Annotated in this window: 20 protein-coding genes; 4 read left to right on the forward strand and 16 right to left on the reverse strand. The window is 39.7% G+C overall.

Annotated elements, in window-relative coordinates; translation table 11 throughout:
* Positions 1–202 precede the first annotated feature (202 nt).
* The 4 genes from KV696_RS03075 to lctO all read right to left on the reverse strand — a co-directional run bounded on the left by KV696_RS03075 (position 203) and on the right by lctO (position 4658).
* Positions 203–2446, reverse strand: a complete 2244-nt coding sequence (locus tag KV696_RS03075) for a heavy metal translocating P-type ATPase (RefSeq protein ID WP_219966821.1) — start codon at positions 2444–2446, stop codon at positions 203–205.
* Between the two features lie 9 nt (positions 2447–2455).
* The gene (locus KV696_RS03080) at positions 2456–2827 is read right to left on the reverse strand and encodes a cupredoxin domain-containing protein (protein WP_000935054.1); all 372 of its coding nucleotides are present in this window, start codon (positions 2825–2827) and stop codon (positions 2456–2458) included.
* A gap of 10 nt (positions 2828–2837) precedes the next feature.
* On the reverse strand, positions 2838–3233 hold the full coding sequence (locus KV696_RS03085) for a CopY/TcrY family copper transport repressor (RefSeq protein WP_001167198.1): 396 nt from the start codon (positions 3231–3233) through the stop codon (positions 2838–2840).
* Positions 3234–3521: 288 nt separating this feature from the next.
* Positions 3522–4658 (reverse strand): L-lactate oxidase, encoded by a 1137-nt coding sequence (gene lctO / locus KV696_RS03090; protein WP_000120723.1) that lies wholly within the window; start codon positions 4656–4658, stop codon positions 3522–3524.
* Between the two features lie 215 nt (positions 4659–4873).
* Between lctO and KV696_RS03095 the strand changes: the two genes are divergently transcribed.
* Genes KV696_RS03095 through KV696_RS03110 form a run of 4 tightly spaced genes read left to right on the forward strand, consistent with a single transcriptional unit; the run spans position 4874 to position 7828 of the window.
* Positions 4874–5554 (forward strand): amino acid ABC transporter permease, encoded by a 681-nt coding sequence (locus tag KV696_RS03095; protein ID WP_049522084.1) that lies wholly within the window; start codon positions 4874–4876, stop codon positions 5552–5554.
* A complete protein-coding gene (locus KV696_RS03100; protein WP_219966822.1) occupies positions 5514–6191 on the forward strand; it encodes an amino acid ABC transporter permease in 678 nt (225 codons plus the stop codon). Before KV696_RS03095 ends, KV696_RS03100 begins: the two co-directional genes overlap by 41 nt.
* Positions 6192–6950 (forward strand): amino acid ABC transporter ATP-binding protein, encoded by a 759-nt coding sequence (locus tag KV696_RS03105; RefSeq protein ID WP_219966823.1) that lies wholly within the window; start codon positions 6192–6194, stop codon positions 6948–6950.
* 11 nt (positions 6951–6961) lie between these two features.
* Complete coding sequence (locus KV696_RS03110; RefSeq protein WP_023943162.1) at positions 6962–7828, forward strand: cysteine ABC transporter substrate-binding protein; 867 nt, start codon at positions 6962–6964, stop codon at positions 7826–7828.
* 86 nt (positions 7829–7914) lie between these two features.
* On the opposite strand, the gene KV696_RS03115 is transcribed toward KV696_RS03110, so the two are convergent.
* The 12 genes from KV696_RS03115 to KV696_RS03170 form a co-directional block, all read right to left on the reverse strand.
* Positions 7915–8562, reverse strand: coding sequence for an ABC transporter ATP-binding protein (locus tag KV696_RS03115; protein ID WP_023943164.1), 648 nt, complete (start codon positions 8560–8562; stop codon positions 7915–7917).
* Positions 8559–9257: a hypothetical protein gene (locus KV696_RS03120; protein ID WP_192855400.1), complete on the reverse strand. Its 699-nt coding sequence runs from the start codon at positions 9255–9257 to the stop codon at positions 8559–8561. The genes KV696_RS03115 and KV696_RS03120 overlap by 4 nt, the downstream gene beginning before the upstream one ends.
* Positions 9258–9266: 9 nt before the next feature.
* Entirely contained in the window at positions 9267–10019 is a 753-nt protein-coding gene (locus tag KV696_RS03125) for a hypothetical protein (RefSeq protein WP_033682780.1), read from the reverse strand.
* Positions 10019–10783, reverse strand: coding sequence for a hypothetical protein (locus KV696_RS03130; protein ID WP_023943168.1), 765 nt, complete (start codon positions 10781–10783; stop codon positions 10019–10021). The genes KV696_RS03125 and KV696_RS03130 overlap by 1 nt, the downstream gene beginning before the upstream one ends.
* A gap of 95 nt (positions 10784–10878) precedes the next feature.
* Positions 10879–11283, reverse strand: a complete 405-nt coding sequence (locus tag KV696_RS03135; protein ID WP_023943170.1) for a hypothetical protein — start codon at positions 11281–11283, stop codon at positions 10879–10881.
* 323 nt (positions 11284–11606) lie between these two features.
* Positions 11607–12239, reverse strand: coding sequence for an orotate phosphoribosyltransferase (pyrE, locus tag KV696_RS03140; RefSeq protein WP_000170896.1), 633 nt, complete (start codon positions 12237–12239; stop codon positions 11607–11609).
* Positions 12240–12272: 33 nt separating this feature from the next.
* Complete coding sequence (gene pyrF / locus KV696_RS03145) at positions 12273–12974, reverse strand: orotidine-5'-phosphate decarboxylase (protein WP_023943173.1); 702 nt, start codon at positions 12972–12974, stop codon at positions 12273–12275.
* Between the two features lie 232 nt (positions 12975–13206).
* Complete coding sequence (locus tag KV696_RS03150) at positions 13207–14418, reverse strand: cell division protein FtsQ/DivIB (protein WP_219966824.1); 1212 nt, start codon at positions 14416–14418, stop codon at positions 13207–13209.
* Between the two features lie 9 nt (positions 14419–14427).
* Entirely contained in the window at positions 14428–15486 is a 1059-nt protein-coding gene (locus KV696_RS03155; protein ID WP_219966825.1) for a UDP-N-acetylglucosamine--N-acetylmuramyl-(pentapeptide) pyrophosphoryl-undecaprenol N-acetylglucosamine transferase, read from the reverse strand.
* A gap of 1 nt (position 15487) precedes the next feature.
* Positions 15488–16840, reverse strand: coding sequence for a UDP-N-acetylmuramoyl-L-alanine--D-glutamate ligase (gene murD / locus KV696_RS03160; protein ID WP_219966826.1), 1353 nt, complete (start codon positions 16838–16840; stop codon positions 15488–15490).
* A 103-nt stretch (positions 16841–16943) separates the two neighbouring features.
* Positions 16944–17585, reverse strand: coding sequence for an ABC transporter ATP-binding protein (locus KV696_RS03165; RefSeq protein WP_000571283.1), 642 nt, complete (start codon positions 17583–17585; stop codon positions 16944–16946).
* Position 17586: 1 nt separating this feature from the next.
* Positions 17587–19608: a bacteriocin-associated integral membrane family protein gene (locus KV696_RS03170; RefSeq protein WP_219966827.1), complete on the reverse strand. Its 2022-nt coding sequence runs from the start codon at positions 19606–19608 to the stop codon at positions 17587–17589.
* Positions 19609–19952 lie beyond the last annotated feature (344 nt).

Here is a 19952-nt window from a genome sequence, read left to right on the forward strand (position 1 = left end):
AATCTGCTCAGAAGTTTTTATTCTCTATTACAGTACAGTTTGAAAACGTTTTTAACTTCTGTTTTATAATACTCAATGAAAATCAAAGAGCAAACTAGAAAGCTAGTCGCAGGTTGATCAAAGCACAGCTTTGAGGTTGCAGATAAAGCTGACGTGGTTTGAAGAGATTTTCGAAGAGTATAAAAAGCGAGCAAGCCCGCTTTTAGTCTATTTTACTAAAGTTTAGTAAGAGTGAACTAGTCAGAACGGATACAGAACTAAAGGCCATAGCTAGACCTGCCAGTTCTGGGTTGAGAGCCAGTCCAACACCTGAAAAGACTCCTGCTGCAATCGGAATTCCGGCTACATTGTAGATAAAGGCCCAGAAAAGGTTGAGCAGAATTCGATTAAAGGTTTTCTTACTCATGTCAAAGGCACGAACCACTCCTAGGAGGTTATTAGTTGTCAACACCAAATCTGCTGACTCGATGGCAATATCTGTTCCAGCTCCCATAGCAATCCCCACATCTGCTACACTGAGGGCAGGAGCGTCATTGATACCATCACCAACAAAGGCTACTTTTTCAGTCGCTTGTAGTTTATGGATTTCATGGGCTTTTTCTTCTGGTAAGACACCTGCAATGACCTCTTCGATTCCAATCTGATCTGCAATAGCACGCGCCACACCTGCATTGTCTCCTGTCAGCATGACTGTTTTAAGACCTCGTTTTTTCAACTGACTGATGGCAAGCTTAGCATTTTCCTTAGGAATATCTTGCAGAGCAAGCAAGCCTTTGATTTCATTGTCAACAGCCAAGAACACAACTGTCTTAGCTTCTTTTTCCAGTTGTTCTAGTTTTTCTTGATAAATGCTAGAAATATCCATGCCATCCAGCATTTTAGCATTTCCAAGCAAAACTTGTTTTCCATTGATTTGCCCTGAGACACCTTTTCCGTGCAAGGCTTGGAAATTTTCCACAGTGTGAAACTCAAGTCCAGCTTCACTCGCTCGTTTCACAACGGCTTCAGCCAGTGGGTGTTGAGAAGCTTCTTCCAAGGAAGCTGCCAATCCAAGCACTTCTACTTCGTCGCCGATGATATCTGTGACCACAGGTTTCCCTTCCGTCAAAGTCCCGGTCTTATCAAAGACGATAGTTTGGACTTTCTGGATTTCCTGTAGAACCGTTCCATTTTTGAGGAGAACTCCCATCTTGGCACTGCGACCTGTCCCCACCATAAGGGCTGTCGGTGTTGCAAGTCCCAATGCACAAGGGCAGGCAATAATCAGAACTGCTACTCCATAGAGAAGCGAAGACACAAAGCTCGCTCCAAGCACGACTACACTATCCCTGAGCAAGACGAACCAAACCCAAAAGGTCACAATCCCTAAAATGACAACTGCTGGGACAAAAATCCCTGAAATTTTATCCGTCAAGTCCTGAATCGGCGCACGACTTGTCTGAGCTTTCTTCACAAAATCCACAATCTGAGCCAAAACAGTCTCTGAACCAACTTTTTCTGCTCTAAAAACAAGTGTTCCACTATTATTGATGGTTGAACCAATGACGGTATCTCCAACTGTCTTGTCCACAGGCAGACTCTCACCTGTCACCATAGACTCATCAATACTAGAGATACCTTCTACTACGACACCATCAACCGCAATCTTTTCACCGGGACGCACTCGAATCAGGTCACCTACCTTGACTTGCTCCAAAGGGACTTGAACATAGTTATCCTCACGCAAGACTTCTGCAGTTTTAGCCTGCAAGTCAAGTAATTTCTCCACAGCTTGGGAAGTATTTTTCCGCATTTTCTCCTCAAAAACTGCCCCCATAAGAACGAAGAAGAAAATAAAGGCAGCACTTTCAAAGTAAACGGGGAGGCCAGCGAAGAGGGCAACTAAGCTATAGAAATAGGCCACTAGGGTTCCCAGAGCAACCAAGGTATCCATGTTGGCATTGTGCTTTTTAAAACTAGCCCAAGCACTTTGGATATAAGGACCACCTGCTACTAGCATAATCGGTGTTGTGGCTAAAAAGGTGCCCCAACGCATGACTTGGTGACTAATTCCTCCTGTCGACATCCCAATCATGAGGATCACAAGAGGCACAGTAAAGATACTAGTAATCCAAAAACGCTGTAAAAGTGATAGAGATTTTCGAGTCTTCTCAACAACTGTATAACTTCCCTTTTGCATCTTCATACCACAAGAAAATTCATGTTGGCCTAATTCTTGAGGTGTAAAACGAATTGTTTTCTCTTCGTCTACGCCGATTTGTTCTAAGATGCCTTCTTCTTCAAAAAGAATTTCCTTATAACAGTTTGAAGGTGTAGCACGATGAAAGGTAATCTCAGCTGGAATTCCCTTTTGAAGCTGGATATGGGCTGGATGATAGCCTTTCTCAGCTGTAATATGGATTTTTTGAATGCCATTTTCTAGGCTTGCTTTCACAATTTCTGTCATATCATTCTCCTATTCTACAATCATCTTACCGTGCATCATATTCATGCCACAAGAGAAACCATACTCTCCAGCCTGCTCAGGCGTGATTTCCACTATATACTCTTCCCCCATTGGCAGGTCCGCATGTACACCAAAATCTGGAAAAACAATTTGGTCCAAACATGGTGAAGGATCCTTGCGGTCAAAGACAATGCGGGCTGGCACTGATTTCTTGAGGATAATCAACTCAGGCGTATAGCCCCCCATGACTTCCACTCGAATCTCTTGGTAGCCCTTTTTTTGCTGGGCCTTTTGTCCAGATTTTTCAGGCTTTTTGAAAAACCAAAACAAGATAAATGCGATAAGGGCAATACAAATAATGGTTACAATACTATTTAACATGACGTCTCCTTTACATACAATTACATTTTACTTTTGTTACAGCGCTTGATTTCTTCTCAGAAATCACAGCTTCCAAGTCTTCCAAGTCAGCCTGAGTAAAATCACATTCAGCAATCAAATCAGCCAACAAGTTCTTAATCCTACGAGAACAAACCTTGTCCTTGATATCTTGGACAAGTAAATCCCGACTTTGATCCAAAGTTAAAAGGGCTGAATAGACAAAGAACTTGCCTTCTTTTTTCCTTGTCAGACACTCTTTCTCAACCAAACGAGCCAAAAGAGTTTGAATGGTTGACTTGGACCAGTCGAACCGCTCTGCCAAAACCCTGATCAAATCCGTACTGGTCTGTTCACCCTGCATCCAAATAATCTTCATGACCTGCCATTCTGCATCTGAAATCTGCATTAGCACACCTCCAAAATCTACATTTGTCAATTACAATTATCAGTATACCCTTAAAATCTACATTTGTCAACTATAAAAATCGAATCTTTTTCTTTTTTTAATCTTCATTACAAAATTGATTAATACTCAATAAAAATCAAAGAGCAAACTAGAAAGCTAGGCACAGGCTGTTCAAAGCACTGCTTTGAGGTTTCAGTCACAGATATAATCCAAGGGGGTTGAAGAGATTTTTGAAGAGTATAAAACACAAGCAAAAACCTCCACATCAAGTGGAGGCAAGCTGTTTTATCAATACAATTTTAAGTCACGAGGGTCAACTGGGAAGGTTGGGTTGTATGGGTTGTGACGGAGTTTGAAGTGTTTGACATCTTCAATGGTCTGAGTTCCAGACAACTGCATGACTGTCTTCAATTCCGCATTCAAATGTTCAAAGACTTGGCGTACACCGACACTACCACCGAGAGCCAAGCCATAGATAACAGGGCGACCAATAGCTACCAAGTCTGCTCCTGAAGCCAAGGCTTTAAAGACGTGTTGACCACGACGAATACCTGAGTCAAAGACGATTGGTACGCGTTTGTCAACTGCTTCAGCTACTTCTTGAAGTGAGTCGAAGGCAGCTGGTCCACCGTCGATTTGGCGACCACCGTGGTTGGTTACCCAGATACCAGAGGCACCTGCAGCAAGCGAACGTTCAACGTCCTCACGGCATTGTGGTCCCTTGACATAAACAGGAAGTCCTGAGTATTCAGCGATAAATTCTACATCACGTGGAGACAAGCGTTGTTTAGCTGATTTGTAAACAAAGTCCATTGATTTTCCAGCACCTTCTGGCAGGTATTCTTCAACAATCGGCATGCCAACTGGAAAGACAAAACCATTACGCTTATCTACTTCACGATTGCCCCCTACAGTAGCATCTGCCGTCAAGACAATCGCTTTATAACCTTCAGCCTTCACACGGTCCATGATGTGGCGGTTGATCCCGTCATCTTTACTAAAGTAAAATTGGAACCAGTGAGGTGTCCCTTGAAGGGCTTCTGTAATTTCTGGAAGATCGACAGTAGAGTAAGAGCTGGTTGTATAGAGGGACCCAAACTCATGCACACCACGCGCAGTCGCCACTTCACCTTGTTCATTTGCCAATTTATGAGCCGCAACAGGCGCCATAATGATTGGTGAAGACAATTTTTCACCTGCAAATTCAATCTCTGTACTTGGATTTTCTACATTGCAAAGCGTATGCGGAACAATGAGCTTGTGGTTAAAGGCACGAATATTCTCACGTAAAGTGAAAGTATCTTCCGCCCCACTAGCGATATAGCCAAAGGCTGCTTTAGGAATAACTTGTTGCGCCATTGGCTCCAAATCATAGGTATTGATGAAATCTACATGGCCTTCTGCATTGCTTGTTTTGTATGACATAAAATGCCCTCCTTAATAAGTAAGCGTTTACTTTGTATATTACAAAAATATCTTAACTCTTTTTTCAAAACTTTTCAAATATTTTGTTTGGAAATTTCAGAAATTTTATGTCTATGATAAAAAATCCTTATAACGGCAATAAAAAATAGATATTATCCAAAGAAGATTTTAAGTGCTACAATAACTGTATTATTTCTAGATGGGAGGTTCTATTTTTGGATTGGTCCATTGTTGAACAATATCTACCACTATATCAAAAGGCATTCTTTCTGACCTTGCATATTGCAGTTTGGGGAATTTTGGGATCCTTTCTGCTCGGTTTAATCGTTAGTATCATCCGGCATTACCGCATCCCTGTTTTGGCGCAAGTAGCGACAGCCTATATTGAATTGTCACGCAATACGCCCCTTTTGATTCAACTCTTCTTTCTCTACTTCGGACTTCCTAGAGTAGGGATTGTCCTATCTTCAGAAGTCTGTGCCACTTTAGGACTGGTCTTTTTAGGAGGCTCCTATATGGCAGAATCTTTCCGAAGTGGCCTGGAAGCCGTCAGTCAAACCCAGCAGGAGATTGGATTCGCTATCGGTCTGACACCTGTACAGGTCTTTCGCTATGTGGTTCTTCCACAAGCAACAGCGGTGGCCCTACCGTCTTTTAGTGCCAATGTCATTTTCCTCATCAAGGAAACCTCTGTTTTCTCAGCAGTAGCTTTGGCCGACCTCATGTACGTCGCCAAAGACTTGATTGGGCTCTACTATGAAACAGACATTGCGCTAGCTATGTTGGTAGTTGCTTATCTGATCATGCTTCTACCCATCTCACTGGTCTTTAGCTGGATAGAAAGGAGGCTCCGCCATGCAGGATTCGGGAATCCAAGTACTCTTTCAGGGAAATAATCTCCTGAGAATCTTACAGGGATTGGGCGTTACGATTGGGATATCCATCCTGACTGTCCTCTTATCCATGATATTCGGGACAGTCATGGGAATCATCATGACCTCCCATTCTAGAATCATACGATTTTTAACACGATTGTATCTGGAATTTATCCGTATCATGCCCCAGCTGGTGCTACTCTTCATCGTTTACTTTGGCTTGGCTCGAAATTTTAATATCAATATCTCAGGTGAGACTTCTGCTATTATCGTTTTCACCCTCTGGGGAACAGCTGAAATGGGGGACTTGGTCCGTGGAGCTATCACTTCCCTCCCTAAGCATCAGTTTGAAAGCGGACAGGCACTCGGCTTGACCAATGTTCAACTTTACTACCACATTATCATCCCACAGGTTTTGAGAAGACTGCTACCGCAGGCCATTAACCTTGTCACTCGGATGATTAAAACTACTTCCTTGGTCGTTTTGATTGGAGTTGTAGAGGTTACCAAGGTTGGACAACAAATCATCGATAGCAATCGCCTGACCATCCCAACTGCTTCCTTCTGGATTTATGGAACCATTCTGGTCTTGTATTTCGCAGTCTGCTTTCCAATTTCCAAACTATCCACTCACTTAGAAAAACATTGGAGGAACTAAATGTCTGAAACTATCTTAGAAATCAAGGAACTAAAAAAATCCTTTGGAGACAATTCCATCCTCCAAGGTCTATCCCTACAAATCAATAAAGGGGAAGTTGTAGTTATTCTGGGGCCATCTGGTTGTGGGAAAAGTACTCTGCTTCGTTGTCTCAATGGCTTAGAAAGTATTCAAGGTGGAGATATCCTGCTGGACGGTCAGTCTATCGTTGAAAATAAAAAAGACTTTCACCTAGTTCGCCAAAAAATTGGCATGGTCTTTCAGAGCTATGAACTCTTTCCCCATCTGGATGTCTTACAAAACCTCATCCTAGGTCCTATCAAGGCTCAGGGAAGAGACAAGAAGGAAGTAACGGAAGAAGCTTTGCAATTACTAGAACGTGTTGGTTTGCTGGATAAACAACATAGCTTTGCGCGTCAATTATCTGGTGGACAGAAGCAACGGGTTGCAATTGTCCGTGCCCTCCTCATGCATCCAGAAATCATCCTTTTTGATGAAGTGACTGCTTCGCTGGATCCAGAAATGGTGCGTGAGGTGCTGGAACTCATAAATGACTTGGCCCAAGAAGGCCGTACCATGATTTTAGTAACCCATGAAATGCAGTTTGCCCAAGCTATTGCCGATCGGATTATCTTCCTCGACAAAGGGAAAATTGCTGAAGAGGGAACAGCTCAAGCCTTCTTTACCAATCCTCAAACCAAACGAGCTCAGGAATTTTTAAACGTCTTTGACTTTAGCCAATTTGGCTCATATCTATAAAGGAGATTCTTATGAAACTATTCAAACCACTCTTAACTGTTTTGGCACTTGCCTTCGCCCTTATCTTTGTCACAGCTTGTAGCTCAGGTGGAAATGCTGGTGCACCATCTGGTAAAACCACTGCCAAGGCTCGCACAATTGATGAAATCAAAAAAAGCGGTGAGCTACGAATCGCCGTGTTTGGAGATAAGAAACCTTTTGGTTACGTTGACAATGACGGTTCTTACCAAGGTTACGATATTGAACTTGGGAACCAATTAGCACAAGACCTTGGTGTCAAGGTCAAATACGTTTCAGTCGATGCTGCCAACCGTGCTGAATACTTGATTTCAAACAAGGTGGATATTACTCTTGCCAATTTTACAGTAACTGATGAACGTAAGAAACAAGTTGATTTTGCCCTTCCATATATGAAAGTTTCTCTGGGTGTCGTATCACCTAAGACCGGTCTTATTACAGATGTCAAACAATTAGAAGGCAAAACCTTGATTGTTACAAAAGGAACGACCGCTGAAACTTATTTTGAAAAGAATCATCCAGAAATCAAACTCCAAAAATACGACCAATACAGTGACTCTTACCAAGCCCTTCTTGACGGACGTGGAGATGCCTTCTCTACTGACAATACGGAAGTCCTAGCTTGGGCGCTTGAAAACAAAGGATTTGAAGTAGGCATTACTTCCCTCGGTAATCCAGATACCATTGCGGCAGCAGTTCAAAAAGGCAACCAAGAATTGCTAGACTTCATCAATAAGGATATTGAAAAATTAGGCAAAGAAAACTTCTTCCACAAGGCCTACGAAAAAACACTCCACCCAACCTACGGTGACGCTGCTAAAGCAGATGACCTGGTTGTTGAAGGTGGAAAAGTTGACTAGTCATTAACTCTTAAAAGGGACTGGATTTTAAGCTCCAATCCCTTTTTAAGATTTTACCTATAACATCCTGAGTCTATCTAATATGTTCAATCTGAACACAGTGTACATACTTTATCGTCTATTGCATATACTTTATCACATAAGATACGAATATCCTCTTCACTATGACTAGCAATCAAAATTGTTGTCCCTTTTTCACTAGAGAGCTTTCTAAACAATGTTCTCATATTTTCTACACTTGATTTGTCCAAGGCATTCATAGGTTCATCTAGTAAAAGAATAGAGGGATTCTCCATAATTGCTTGAGCAATCCCTAGCTTTTTCCTCATACCTAGCGAATAAGTTTTAACTTTCTGGTCTTTTTGCTCATATAGACCAACTATTTTCAGTGTATCATTGATTTCCTGATTACCAACTACTCCTCGTATGCTTGCCAAATATTGTAAATTCTTAAAGCCACTATAATAATTTATAAAACCAGGTTCTTCAATCAAAGCTCCCAAATTAGCTGGAATTTTTCTCTCAGGAACAATATTTTCCCCATTGATTAACACTTCTCCATAAGACGGACTATATAAACCAGCTATTAATTTAAACAATACACTTTTCCCTGAGCCATTCGCACCAGTAATTCCTATAATTTCCCCCTGTTTACAACTAAAATTAAGGTTTTGAAAAACACATGTTTTTTTTAATTCCAACTGAATATTTTTTAATGTAATTATTTCATTCATTCTATAAACCTCCTCTTTTGACGAGTGAAATAGAAAATGCTTTTAAAAAGAAAGACTAAAAATAGCAACTGAAGAAATAGATCTCGTCCTATATCTCCATTTCCTCTATTCAGAATATAAAATAGATAATTGGTTCGATTCCCCACAAACAAACTGCCAAACACAATCATGAGTAAAAAGAAGCTAACACAAGAAAAGTTCATTTGCTCATTCGCTCCTAGTATGTATAACGTAAAGCAAAGCAAGGATAGCACACAAACATTCAAAAAATCAACTATAAACAAAACTCCTATATCCCAGTTTGGTAACTGTAACATAAATTGAATCACTAGAACTTTTACCATGATTAAAACGAGTCCATAAAGAAAACAGGTCCAAATCTGATACCTAATCCAGAGCTTAATAGAAGAAAATCGAATCACTTCCATAAAGAAATCGGATGCTCTTCTACGATATACAACTGCTAGAAAAAATGTATGAATAATAAACCAATGAAGCAACCATATAGATAAGACTAAAAAAGAGTTTTGACTCAGATTAGGCCCTTTTAAAATTTCTATAACAAGTCTATCATTTCCTTCTAACCAATACCATAATCCTAAACAAATCAATATCCAAAAAAGAACATAACCCCAAAAGTACTTGGTATAGATTATCTGATTCAACCTCCACATGTGACTACTTAACTTTCCCATTTCCAACTTTTACACTCTCCTCCAGTTTCTATGAACAGAAAATACAGTCAATGGAATTATGATAGATAGTAATGTAAGCCAATAAATCAATGCATACGGATTGGAATTTACCATATACTGAAAAATTGGCAATAATCCAATTATCCCATTGTTCAACTGATAAATCCAGAATAAGGATTCTACAAATAAAAAAGTAAACAGAAATACTAAGCTCATGTTTGATTTTTTAAACCAAGAAAAACTGCTAATAGTAAGTAAGGATAAAAAGAAATAGTATGCTATATAAGAGAAAAAAAATCCTATAAAGAAACTAGCATTGTTTGCAATACTTATACCATAAAATTCTCTTAAAAAATCAACCTCCTTTATCTCCAAAGAAAAGCTAAAACCATTACTAAATGCAATTAGAAAAATCAATAAAAATAAAGTCGCCGTCCAAATCCCCGTACTAAGAGCTGCTAATTTGAAACTAAAACTGGTAAAGTGCTTAATTGATTTCAGACGAATGCGGCACTCCAACCTATTAAAATAGTTATTCATCAAATGAAAAAAGAATAATATATATGTGAACGGAAAGCAATATACTCCAGTCGTAATATCTTGAAGTAAGACTAAGAGCCATTCTAATACATTTGGATGGATTGAATATTGGCGACATCGCAGTAAATATACTGTACTAGATAAAATACAGGATAGCAGTAATATAAAATAAACCAATACTGATAAAAAATCTTTTTTGTAAAATTGAACAAATTGTTTCATTATACGTAGTCCTCTGAATGTAGAAAAAATGTACCATAAACAACCAAACAACTAACAAATAAAATAAAAGCAAGATGCCCACTAACTAAGGAAAGACTGATATCTTTCTGATATCCCAAAGCTAATGTTGTCACAGGTTCTAAGTAAGATAGCTCTAAAATACCCCAAAAAATACCCCCAACCATCATATAGGCAACTGGGATGAAAATAGCTCCTAATTTTTTCTTCACTAGCAAAGCACTAGCTAGTCCAAAAATAGAGAACACAGCGCCCCAAACTCCATACCAGAGAGTCGTTACAAGACTATAGAGAAACTGATTAGAATCAAATAATTCTTTTAAGGCACCACTATAGTCTCCAATATAAATTTCCTGATAAGGAGTCACTAAAAGATTAATTCCTAATAATAATAAATAGGGGAGAAAAAAGACTAGAAAAGAAGAAATAATTACAGTACTACCCACAATAGCCAGATACTTCTTTTTAGAAATTCGACACAATTGTGCTGTTAGAAAATGACTCTCAGCATCCTCTATTATCTGACTAGAATAGGGCAGTGTACAGATAAGTGCAGCTACTAGGCTAATCGGTGAAAATCCTCTAATAGAAGAAGCGGCAAAAAAAATCGATAAACCTTCAATTTTATAAATACCATTGAAAGCAATGAAATTTCCTAAACTCATGCAAAGAAGGGTCAAAAATAAAGACATATAAAACCGAGGTGATTTAACGACTCGTACAAGATTACAAATAAAAAATTCCATCCCAACTCCTCCTTATAATAAGAATAGGGTGTAGCATTCTTTTTTCATGCTACACCCACAATCAACCATCTTTAAGGCTTACTCTGACAAGTAAGTTAATAAGAATCTGGACTCCAAGAACCTGAAGTATGAATTCTTACATGATTTCCAAACTGTGGCGCCATAGCTAATCTAGTATCAGAACCAATATAATTATCACCACCTCCATTATAGTACATGACAATCCTAGAGCCAGAACTCAATTGATATACTGTAGTGATATCTGCCCCACTATAGGCGCTACGAATAGAGGTATTTAACGTTTTACCGCCACCAGTACTGTAATTATTATTAATTCCAGCAGAGGCGTTTTCTTTCTCAAGCGCACTAGTTGTATCCGAATGAAAACGCGGCAACGTTAAATCATAATCTCCAACCTGTCTAGCTAAGACTGTAGGGAGAAACAAACTAGCTGCAATTGTAACTACGCAAAAAAGGGAATATATTTTTCTTCTTTTCATGACATCGTCCTCCTAAAAAGTGATAAACAAGATAGTTGATTGATCAATTTGATACATATTATATTTTCATTATATCAGTAAAAGAAAGCGCTGTCAATTATTTTATTTAAAATATTGTCATATTTTAAATAAAATGGTTAAAAGAGTCCGGGACAAAAAGATTTTAATTTTAGAAATTCTTTATTATAAATTTTAAAAATCGATAGATTATACAAAAAAACGAACAAAACAGAATTCTAATTGTTAGATAACTCATTTTTTGTTCGTTTTTTATGTTTAAGTTAGATTTTTGTCCCAGACTCGTCTCTCTTTATCTTACTGACCTAACCTTCTTGCCAATTCTCTTGGTCTTCTTTAAAGCGTTTTAGAAGATCGAGTCCTTCTGGTGTGATATAGCCTTCTTCTTGGGCTAGGTGGATGAGTTCACTGTAGTTAGAAAGCGTTACAAGTTTGACACCTGCATCTGCAAAGTTTTTGTCTGCTTTTGGCAATTGGTAGCTGAAAATCGCTACAACTCCAAGCACATCTGCTCCTTCTCGCTTAGCTGCGGCTACGGCTTCGAGCACAGAACCACCAGTTGAAATGAGGTCTTCAACCACTACCATTTTTTGACCTTGAGCTACGCGACCTTCGATTTGATTACCAGCTCCGTGGTCTTTTGGTTTACTACGGATGTAGGCAAATGGCAAGTTCATCTTATCAGCAATAATAGCTCCGTGAGGAATCCCTGCCGTCGCAGTTCCTGCAATGACTTCTACCTCAGGAAAGGCTTCTTTGATAGCATCCACAAAACCATTTTCAATGAGAGTACGAGTTTCTGGATAGGCTAATGTCACACGATTATCAGTATAAATCGGTGACTTGATACCAGATGCCCAAGTGAAAGGCTCCTCTGGTTTGAGGTAAACGGCTTGAATTTTCAAGAGGTGGCTAGCGATATCTTTAGCAAGTGTCATGGTATTCTCCTTTTATTTTTCTAATCTAGTTCTTTAATTCCAGTCCTGTGTCCATTCATCCTTGATGGCATGATAAGCTGCAACAGGATCCTCATCTTGGGTAATGGGACGTCCCACTACGATATAGTCACTGCCGATTTGATAGGCATCAGCAGGTGTCATAACACGTTTTTGATCTCCCACTGCAGCACCTGCAGGACGAATGCCCGGTGTCAGACAGATAAAATCTAGATTGGTAGCCTGCTTGATGACTTGCACTTCCTGAGCCGAGCAAACAACACCGTCTAATCCCGCTTCAGCCGTCTTCTTGGCATAATGAATCACAGACTCTTGCAGGCTTGTCTGGATATTTTGAAACTCCTGCATCTGAGCTTCTGAGGTTGAGGTCAGCTGAGTGACAGCGATCAATTTTGCTTGACTTCCAAGACCTTCACGCGCCGCCTTCATCATCTCTACGCCGCCAGCGGCATGTACATTAGTCATGTCCACACCAAGCTGAGACAAGACCTTCATGGCTGACTTGACTGTATTAGGAATGTCATGCAGCTTGAGATCCAAAAAGACACTGTGACCCAAATCTTTCAAGTAAGACACAATCTCAGGCCCCGTTGCGTAATAAAGCTCCATCCCTACCTTTAGATAAAGGCTTTCTTCCTCTGGAAAAAGAGCTAAAAATTCCTTGACCGCCTCAAAACTAGGAAAATCAAGAGCAATAACTGGACGATGTTCTCGCATAGGTTTCTCCTTTTACCTTTGCTAGTGAGAGAGTCTGGCCACAAGAAATCACGAAAAAAGGAACCTGCCAACAGCAAGGTTCCACGAAAAATGGGTAGTCTCCACCCTTTCACCGTCTAACCTTAGCTGCCTCTCTGGACTGCTTTAAAGGTTTTCTATTATTCTATTATTTCTACTAGCACTTGTCAAGTAAAAACATGGCAACTAAAGAACTATAAGAGAAAAGGTAAACCTAGCGACGCGATGAGCGCTGGGTCGTTTGATTTCGATTGCTCTCTTCCTCTTGTTTTTTCTGTTCTTCTTCTAAACGTTTACGTTCTTCTTCCTGCTTTTTCTCAGCTTCTTCGGCCTCTTTTTTGGCTTTTTCCTCAGCCTCCATAATTAATTTATCTGCTACAGTGTAGCTGTAAATTCCAGCTTCCATGTCAATCACACTCGGTTCTGACAATTGAGGCTTAATCTTACTGTAATAAGGCAGTTTCTTACTCATTTCAGAAAGCGGAACCAAGACTTCGTCCGAATCATTCATGGTCAATCGAATTAAATCTGAAGTCACCTTGCTTGGGGCTAATTCCACTTTTTGGATAGCCGCCTTGAGTTCTGGGCTAATTTGAGCAAGTTCTGAGACAAAAGTCTTGATTTGTTCACTATCATTAAACAGAACTGATAAATAAGTTTCTGGTAGACTGACCAAACTCACAGCACTGGTCTCAAGCTGACCACTGGAAAGAATAGGATAATGGTTTTCACCAGAAATATAATAGGCTACAATATCATATTCCTTAACCTTGATAGTAAACTTGGTTGGAAATTGATAGACAAGTTGAGCTGATTCAACCCAATAATTAGACTTGATCCGCTCTTCATATTTTGCCTTGTCTAGCAGAAGGTTAATCGTATAATCCGTATCCTGAATGCCTGAAGCCTGTCGAATATCATCAGCCGTAGTTTGAACCGTTCCCTCAACACGAATATCCTTCATGGTCGCATAAGGACTGAGTAAGTAGGCAGAGACAATCAATAAAAGCAAACTTGGAAATAAAATCGTTAGAGCTCGCAAGATATGGAGGCCAGGAATCTTTGCTTTGGCTGGTTTTTCCTTTGTAGCCTTTTTAGCAAGCTTTTTATCCTGTTCCTCGTCCTCTTTAGACCCTGATTCTTCTTTCTCTTCTTCCTCTTTGTCACCCTCTGAGGATTCTACTTTTTCCTCAGACTCTTCCTTAGCTGATTCTTCATCTTCCTGGTCTGTTTCACTCTCCTGGTCCTCTGATTTCTCAGATTCTTCTCCCATTCGAGCTTGTCTTTCCTTTTCCTTCTCCTCAGCTAGGGCCGCCTCTTCTTCAGCCTTCTTTTTTAGGTATTCTTGGTTTCGTTTCTGCCATTCTGATAACTCTTTCAATTCTTCGAGGATTTCTTTGCCCTCATTTTTCTTATCTTTTGACATTTACTTTCCTTATGATAAATCTTTTTTCAACAATTGATAAAAATCTGCTAGAGATTTCAATTCCTTAGAAGCCTTCATCTTGGCTTGATAGTCTTCCTTGTGACTTAGTAAGTGAGAAAGCTTCTCTTCCAAACTATCCAAGGTCAAATCGCTTTCTTGAAGATCTTCTGCATAGCCTTTTTTTACAAAGTAAGCTGCATTTTCAATCTGGTCACCACGACTAGCTTCACGCCCAAGCGGCACAATGACATGTAATTTTGCCATCGCCAAGAGCTCAAAAATCGTATTGGCACCACCTCGTGTCACAACAATATCCGCCAATTCCATCAAGGGTTGATAGAGATTGGTCACATAATCAACACGAAAAAGATTTTGGTTCAACTCATTCAGGCTAGAATCTCCAGTTAGATTGATAATATTGTAGCGCTCTATCAGTTCTTTCTTATGGTCTGTCACCAATTGGTTAAAGACACGAGCGCCTGCAGAACCACCGACAAACAATACAGTTGGCAATTTAGGATTAAAGTGAGTTTGAATATCTACCAATTCATCTGGTTCTGGACTTTTTTGGTCTGAAACCTTGGTCACTGCTCCCACATGCTCGACCTTAGACAAACTCGAAGCTTGCTCAAAGGTTGAATACATCTTCGTCGCAAATTTATAAGCGATTTTATTGGCCAAGCCCATAGACAGGTCAGATTCGTGAATAAAGACTGGCACTCCTGACACACGCGCAGCGATAACAGGCGGTACTGAGACAAAGCCTCCCTTTGAAAAAAGAGCCTGTGGACGAAGTCGTAATATAATAAAGAGCGACTGGACAATTCCCCAGCCAACTTTGAAGATGTCCAGCATATTTTGCCAAGAGAAATAGCGACGCAATTTGCCAGTCGCAATGGAATGGAAGGTGACATCTAGCCCCGACTTGAGGATTTCTTGATGTTCGATGCCACGTTTATCTCCGATATAGTGGACTTCCCAGCCATCTTCGATGAACTTGGGCATTAACAAAAGGTTGAGGGTCACGTGTCCAACCGTCCCCCCACCTGTAAAGACAATTTTTTTCATATTATTCCTTTAACTCCGCTACTGTGTCGATAAAGAGGTCGCCACGTACTTCAAAGTTAGCATACATATCCCAGCTAGCATTAGCAGGACTGAGAAGGACTACATCTCCTTGAGTCGCAAGTTCATAGGCCTTGCGGGCCGCATCTGCAATATCAGTCGCATCCACATATGCCACACCAGCCTTGTCTGCTGCCCGTTTGACACGTTCGGCAGACTGACCCAGGATGACCATCTTCTTGAGTCCAGTAATGTCTGGCACCAATTCGTCAAACTCATTGCCGCGGTCCAAACCACCTGCAATCAAAATGACCTTGCTGTTGTCAAAGCCTGACAAGGCTTTTTGAGTAGCCAGGATATTGGTTGACTTACTGTCGTTATAAAATTTAACACCCTTGATTTCATCTACAAATTGAAGACGGTGTTTGACACCACCAAAGGCTGAAAGAGTTTCTTTAATAGTTTGATTGTCTACACCACGAAGCTTGGCTACAGCAATCGTCGCAAGGGCGTTTTCTACATTGTGGCTACCTGGAACTCCGATTTCGCTAGCTGCCATGATTACTTCCCCACGGAAGTAGAGTTGACCATCTTCCAGATAAGCTCCATCAACCTTTTCAAGTGTTGAGAATGGTACAACTGTAGCTTGTGTTTTAGTAGCTAATTCTTTTGCCAAGTCTTGGTTAAAGTTCAAGACAAGGAAATCAGCCGCTGTCATCTTGTTTTGGATATTCCACTTGGCTGCTACATATTCCTCAAATGACCCATGGTAGTCGATATGGGTTGGCATGAGGTTGGTAATAACCGCAATCTCAGGATGGAATTCTTGAACGCCCATGAGTTGGAAAGAAGAAAGTTCCATAACAAGCGTGTCCTTGTCTGACGCAGTTTGGGCCACTTGACTAGCTGGATAGCCGATATTCCCTGATAAAAGACCATGTTGCCCAGCAGCAGTCAAAACGTCCCCAATCATAGTCGTTGTGGTTGTTTTTCCATTTGAACCAGTAATACCAACAATCGGTGCTTCAGAAATCAAATAAGCCAATTCCACCTCAGTCAAGACTGGAATTCCCTTGGCCAATGCCTTTTTAATCATGGGATTGCTGTAAGGGATACCTGGATTTTTCACCATAAGGGCAAACTCTTCATCCAAGAGTTCCAAAGGATGGCCACCTGTGATAACCTTGATCCCTTCTTCCAACAAACTTTGGGCAGCTGGATTGTCCTCGAAAGGCTTCCCATCATTTACCGTCACAATGGCACCTAGCTTGTCCAACAAACGTGCTGCAGATTCACCAGACTTGGCCAAGCCTAAAACAAGGACTTTCTTATTTTTAAATTGATCTATTACTTTCATGTCTCGAACTCCATTTCTACTCCTACTATTTTACCATTTTTATGGAAATAAAAAAGCCACAAAGTGTGTTTGTGACTCTTTCTTCTAACTGAATCTTGCCATATCATCTATGTGATAAATCGGTAACTCGAATGACTTGGTCCACTTGCTCCCAAATCAGAGGATTGTGGGTCGCAATAATGATGGTCCGATTCGGATTTTTTAAAGATTCTAGGATAGAAAGTAATTCCTCAGAGTTTTTGGGGTCTAGTGAAGCGGTTGGTTCATCTGCGAGAATCAAAGGTGGATCCTTTAAAATTATCTTCGCTAGTGCAACACGTTGTGCTTCTCCTCCTGATAACTCAAATATAGGTTGCTTTAAATCTAAATAAGAGAGGTTTACACGATTTAGAGCTTGTTTCATCAAAGAGATTTTCTCTTTTTCCTTCAACTTTTTACCAACTAAACCCAGATTGAGATTCTCTTTGACGGTTTGGCTTTCAATTAAGCCAAAATCTTGAAATAAGTATCCCAAGTAATCTCTAAAGAAAACAGAGGGCTTAATGTCTTTAAGAGAGGTGCCATCATAGATGATTTGTCCTTTGTCATATGGCTCTAATCGTCCAATCATATTCAAGAGTGTTGTCTTACCACAGCCACTTGTACCGATTAAGGCATAAATTTTCCCACCTTCAAAATGAAGATTCGTATCTGAAAATAGCTGACGGCTTCCAAATTTTTTAGATATATTCTTTAGTTCAATCATCCTATTTTCCTTTCATAATTGTCATAGAAACACGAGATTCTTTCTGCGCTTGACGGTAAAGCGTCAGAACTGCACTAGCTAGAAAGACTAATAAAGTGAGCAAGCCAATCACCAAGTCTCGACTGCTTAAAATAAAGAGACTAGCACCAAATACAAAACTGGCAAATTGGCTAACCATATACTGAGCATGTGTTTCAAAAAATCGTAAGCCTGAAATTCGTTTAATCAAGATATCTCGGCGGAATTGCTCGAAATATAGAAGATTGACAGAATAAAAGAGTAACAAGGAACTGGCTATCCCAACAATAGCTCCTAAGATTAAAGTTGCTGTTTCAGTTTGAACTTCATTATAACGAGTTAGATAAACACTTCTTCCTTCTTTAAGATAGGATACTTGCTCATAAATTCCAGCTTTCTTTAAGAGTTCTAGCCCACTCTCATATCCTTTGATAAAGAGTTGTTTTCCAGCATTGATAGACCAAACATATTTTGAAATGAAACTATCACCTGTAGATGTTGGAGTAAATACAACTAAAATCGGATCGGTTAAGTACTGAATAGATACTGGACTTTCACCGTTATTATAAACAAACCGCTTTTCTCCAGTTGGAAGATAACTAACAATCGCTCTCATTTCATACTCTAAAGGAGCACTTTCCTCCTCACCAGATTTTCCATAATCACTCAATTTTTCTTCAAAAACTTTCTTAAGTTCTGCTTCTCGAGAGCGCAAATGTTCTGGGAGCAAGAGGATAAACTCACCTTTTTGGAGATGGGCTAACTTCTGTTTGGTCTCAGCATCTACCACGACCTTTTCCTTGTCCAAATAACTGGGACTAACATAGAGCGTATTAGCATCTGGACTATAGGTATCCAGTGTCTCTCCTTGTTCATTTTTTCCTTGAGGATTGGCAAAATGAATGAGATTATCTTTTACAAATAGAGCCTGTTCTTCTTCGATTGCTTCCTTGGCAAAGGCATACCACTTATTCTGATTTTCTGTATCTTTTACTCTATCACCTAAGCCAAAGGAAATCTGGTAATAGTCTGCTCTGTCCTGCCATGCTTGTTTTGAAATTTCAAGTTCTTTCAATCGTTGGTAAGACGTCAAACCTGTCTTAACGGCGTAGCCTACTGTAAAAACAGCTACTAACTGACACAATAGGGTTAAAGCCATCAAGCGTTTAAGGGGTAATCTCCCCTTAATAACGGGAACTAATGCTTTGTAACTCAAACTCATTAGATAAAGAAGCATTAGTAAAATTGAAATCGCCAATAAAAACAACAGATAGAAACTAATCCCAAAACCATAGGTGGCTAACAAGATAGGATAAAACAAACCTTGACTAAAAAGAACGACTCCCCCACCTAGGAAGGAAAGGAGGGCTGATAGAAGGAGCCATTTGATATCAGTAGATAAAGAATGCCCCATGATGGATAAGAGAGTCTGACCAGAAAAGAGTTTTATACCTGCTGCTCTCATTTCCTTAATCCGAGTAATAATCACTAGAGCAAAGAAAGATAAGCCAAATATTGCTAAACTAATTAAAATAAGGGGAATTAGTAACATTCTAAAAGCAAGAGTATAGGGCGGTGTCTTTCGGTCAGGAATTGCTTTATAACCCAAATCTCCTAATTTATCGGCAAGCTTTTCTTTCGTCAAGGAGCCTGACAAAAGGAGATAACTATTTAGCGGATCACTACGTTCACGACTTTCTTGGCTAGCTTCTTGGAATTCTTTTGGTAAAGTTCCCTGACCATAAGTTGCATAAGTAAAGTGAGTTGTCCCATCCTTACTCGGCTCTACGATTCTTCTAGCTATTAAACTCTGTTCTGAGTTTACAAAATTCTCTAATTCCTTTTCAAATACCTCACGCGTCGGTTCCTGAGTATCTTTTTTGACACGAAGTAAGGAGACGGAATCATAGCTTGCATACAAATATTGTGGCGCACGTAAGACAATAATCCAAGCAAGGAAGAAGCTGAGAAAAAAAGTTGATAATAATATGAATAGTTTCTTCATAGTAGACTCCTTGTAAAAGAGAATAACCCTATAGAATAAAGATTTTATCTTTTATAAATTCTTAGAATTATTTTCCTAGTTTAATCAATCACACCCTGAACAACAAGACAATAATACTCTTCAAAAATCAAATTCAAACCGCGTCAACGTCGCCTTGCCGTACTCAAGTACAGCCTGCGGCTAGTTTCCTAGTTTGCTCTTTGATTTTCATTGAGTATAAATTTAATCCTTCCTCGTTTCGAAAACGGTTTCTTATAACTTAAGTATATCACTTTCTATATAATCTATCAACATGTTTTACTAAGATATCATTAGTAATGAAGTTTTATAATTTCTTAAAAAAT

This window comes from Streptococcus humanilactis (genome assembly GCF_019448275.1).
GTDB classification, from domain to species: domain Bacteria; phylum Bacillota; class Bacilli; order Lactobacillales; family Streptococcaceae; genus Streptococcus; species Streptococcus humanilactis.

What these genes read in the sequence shown, in the direction of transcription:
- KV696_RS03075 (WP_219966821.1), bottom strand. Translation starts at nt 2,446, where the DNA reads ATGACAGAAATTGTGAAAGCAAGCCTAGAAAATGGCATTCAAAAAATC.
- KV696_RS03080 (WP_000935054.1), bottom strand. Translation starts at nt 2,827, where the DNA reads ATGTTAAATAGTATTGTAACCATTATTTGTATTGCCCTTATCGCATTT.
- KV696_RS03085 (WP_001167198.1), bottom strand. Translation starts at nt 3,233, where the DNA reads ATGCAGATTTCAGATGCAGAATGGCAGGTCATGAAGATTATTTGGATG.
- lctO (WP_000120723.1), bottom strand. Translation starts at nt 4,658, where the DNA reads ATGTCATACAAAACAAGCAATGCAGAAGGCCATGTAGATTTCATCAAT.
- KV696_RS03100 (WP_219966822.1), top strand. Translation starts at nt 5,514, where the DNA reads ATGCAGGATTCGGGAATCCAAGTACTCTTTCAGGGAAATAATCTCCTG.
- KV696_RS03105 (WP_219966823.1), top strand. Translation starts at nt 6,192, where the DNA reads ATGTCTGAAACTATCTTAGAAATCAAGGAACTAAAAAAATCCTTTGGA.
- KV696_RS03110 (WP_023943162.1), top strand. Translation starts at nt 6,962, where the DNA reads ATGAAACTATTCAAACCACTCTTAACTGTTTTGGCACTTGCCTTCGCC.
- KV696_RS03115 (WP_023943164.1), bottom strand. Translation starts at nt 8,562, where the DNA reads ATGAATGAAATAATTACATTAAAAAATATTCAGTTGGAATTAAAAAAA.
- KV696_RS03120 (WP_192855400.1), bottom strand. Translation starts at nt 9,257, where the DNA reads ATGGGAAAGTTAAGTAGTCACATGTGGAGGTTGAATCAGATAATCTAT.
- KV696_RS03125 (WP_033682780.1), bottom strand. Translation starts at nt 10,019, where the DNA reads ATGAAACAATTTGTTCAATTTTACAAAAAAGATTTTTTATCAGTATTG.
- KV696_RS03130 (WP_023943168.1), bottom strand. Translation starts at nt 10,783, where the DNA reads ATGGAATTTTTTATTTGTAATCTTGTACGAGTCGTTAAATCACCTCGG.
- KV696_RS03135 (WP_023943170.1), bottom strand. Translation starts at nt 11,283, where the DNA reads ATGAAAAGAAGAAAAATATATTCCCTTTTTTGCGTAGTTACAATTGCA.
- pyrE (WP_000170896.1), bottom strand. Translation starts at nt 12,239, where the DNA reads ATGACACTTGCTAAAGATATCGCTAGCCACCTCTTGAAAATTCAAGCC.
- pyrF (WP_023943173.1), bottom strand. Translation starts at nt 12,974, where the DNA reads ATGCGAGAACATCGTCCAGTTATTGCTCTTGATTTTCCTAGTTTTGAG.
- KV696_RS03150 (WP_219966824.1), bottom strand. Translation starts at nt 14,418, where the DNA reads ATGTCAAAAGATAAGAAAAATGAGGGCAAAGAAATCCTCGAAGAATTG.
- KV696_RS03155 (WP_219966825.1), bottom strand. Translation starts at nt 15,486, where the DNA reads ATGAAAAAAATTGTCTTTACAGGTGGGGGGACGGTTGGACACGTGACC.
- murD (WP_219966826.1), bottom strand. Translation starts at nt 16,840, where the DNA reads ATGAAAGTAATAGATCAATTTAAAAATAAGAAAGTCCTTGTTTTAGGC.
- KV696_RS03165 (WP_000571283.1), bottom strand. Translation starts at nt 17,585, where the DNA reads ATGATTGAACTAAAGAATATATCTAAAAAATTTGGAAGCCGTCAGCTA.
- KV696_RS03170 (WP_219966827.1), bottom strand. Translation starts at nt 19,608, where the DNA reads ATGAAGAAACTATTCATATTATTATCAACTTTTTTTCTCAGCTTCTTC.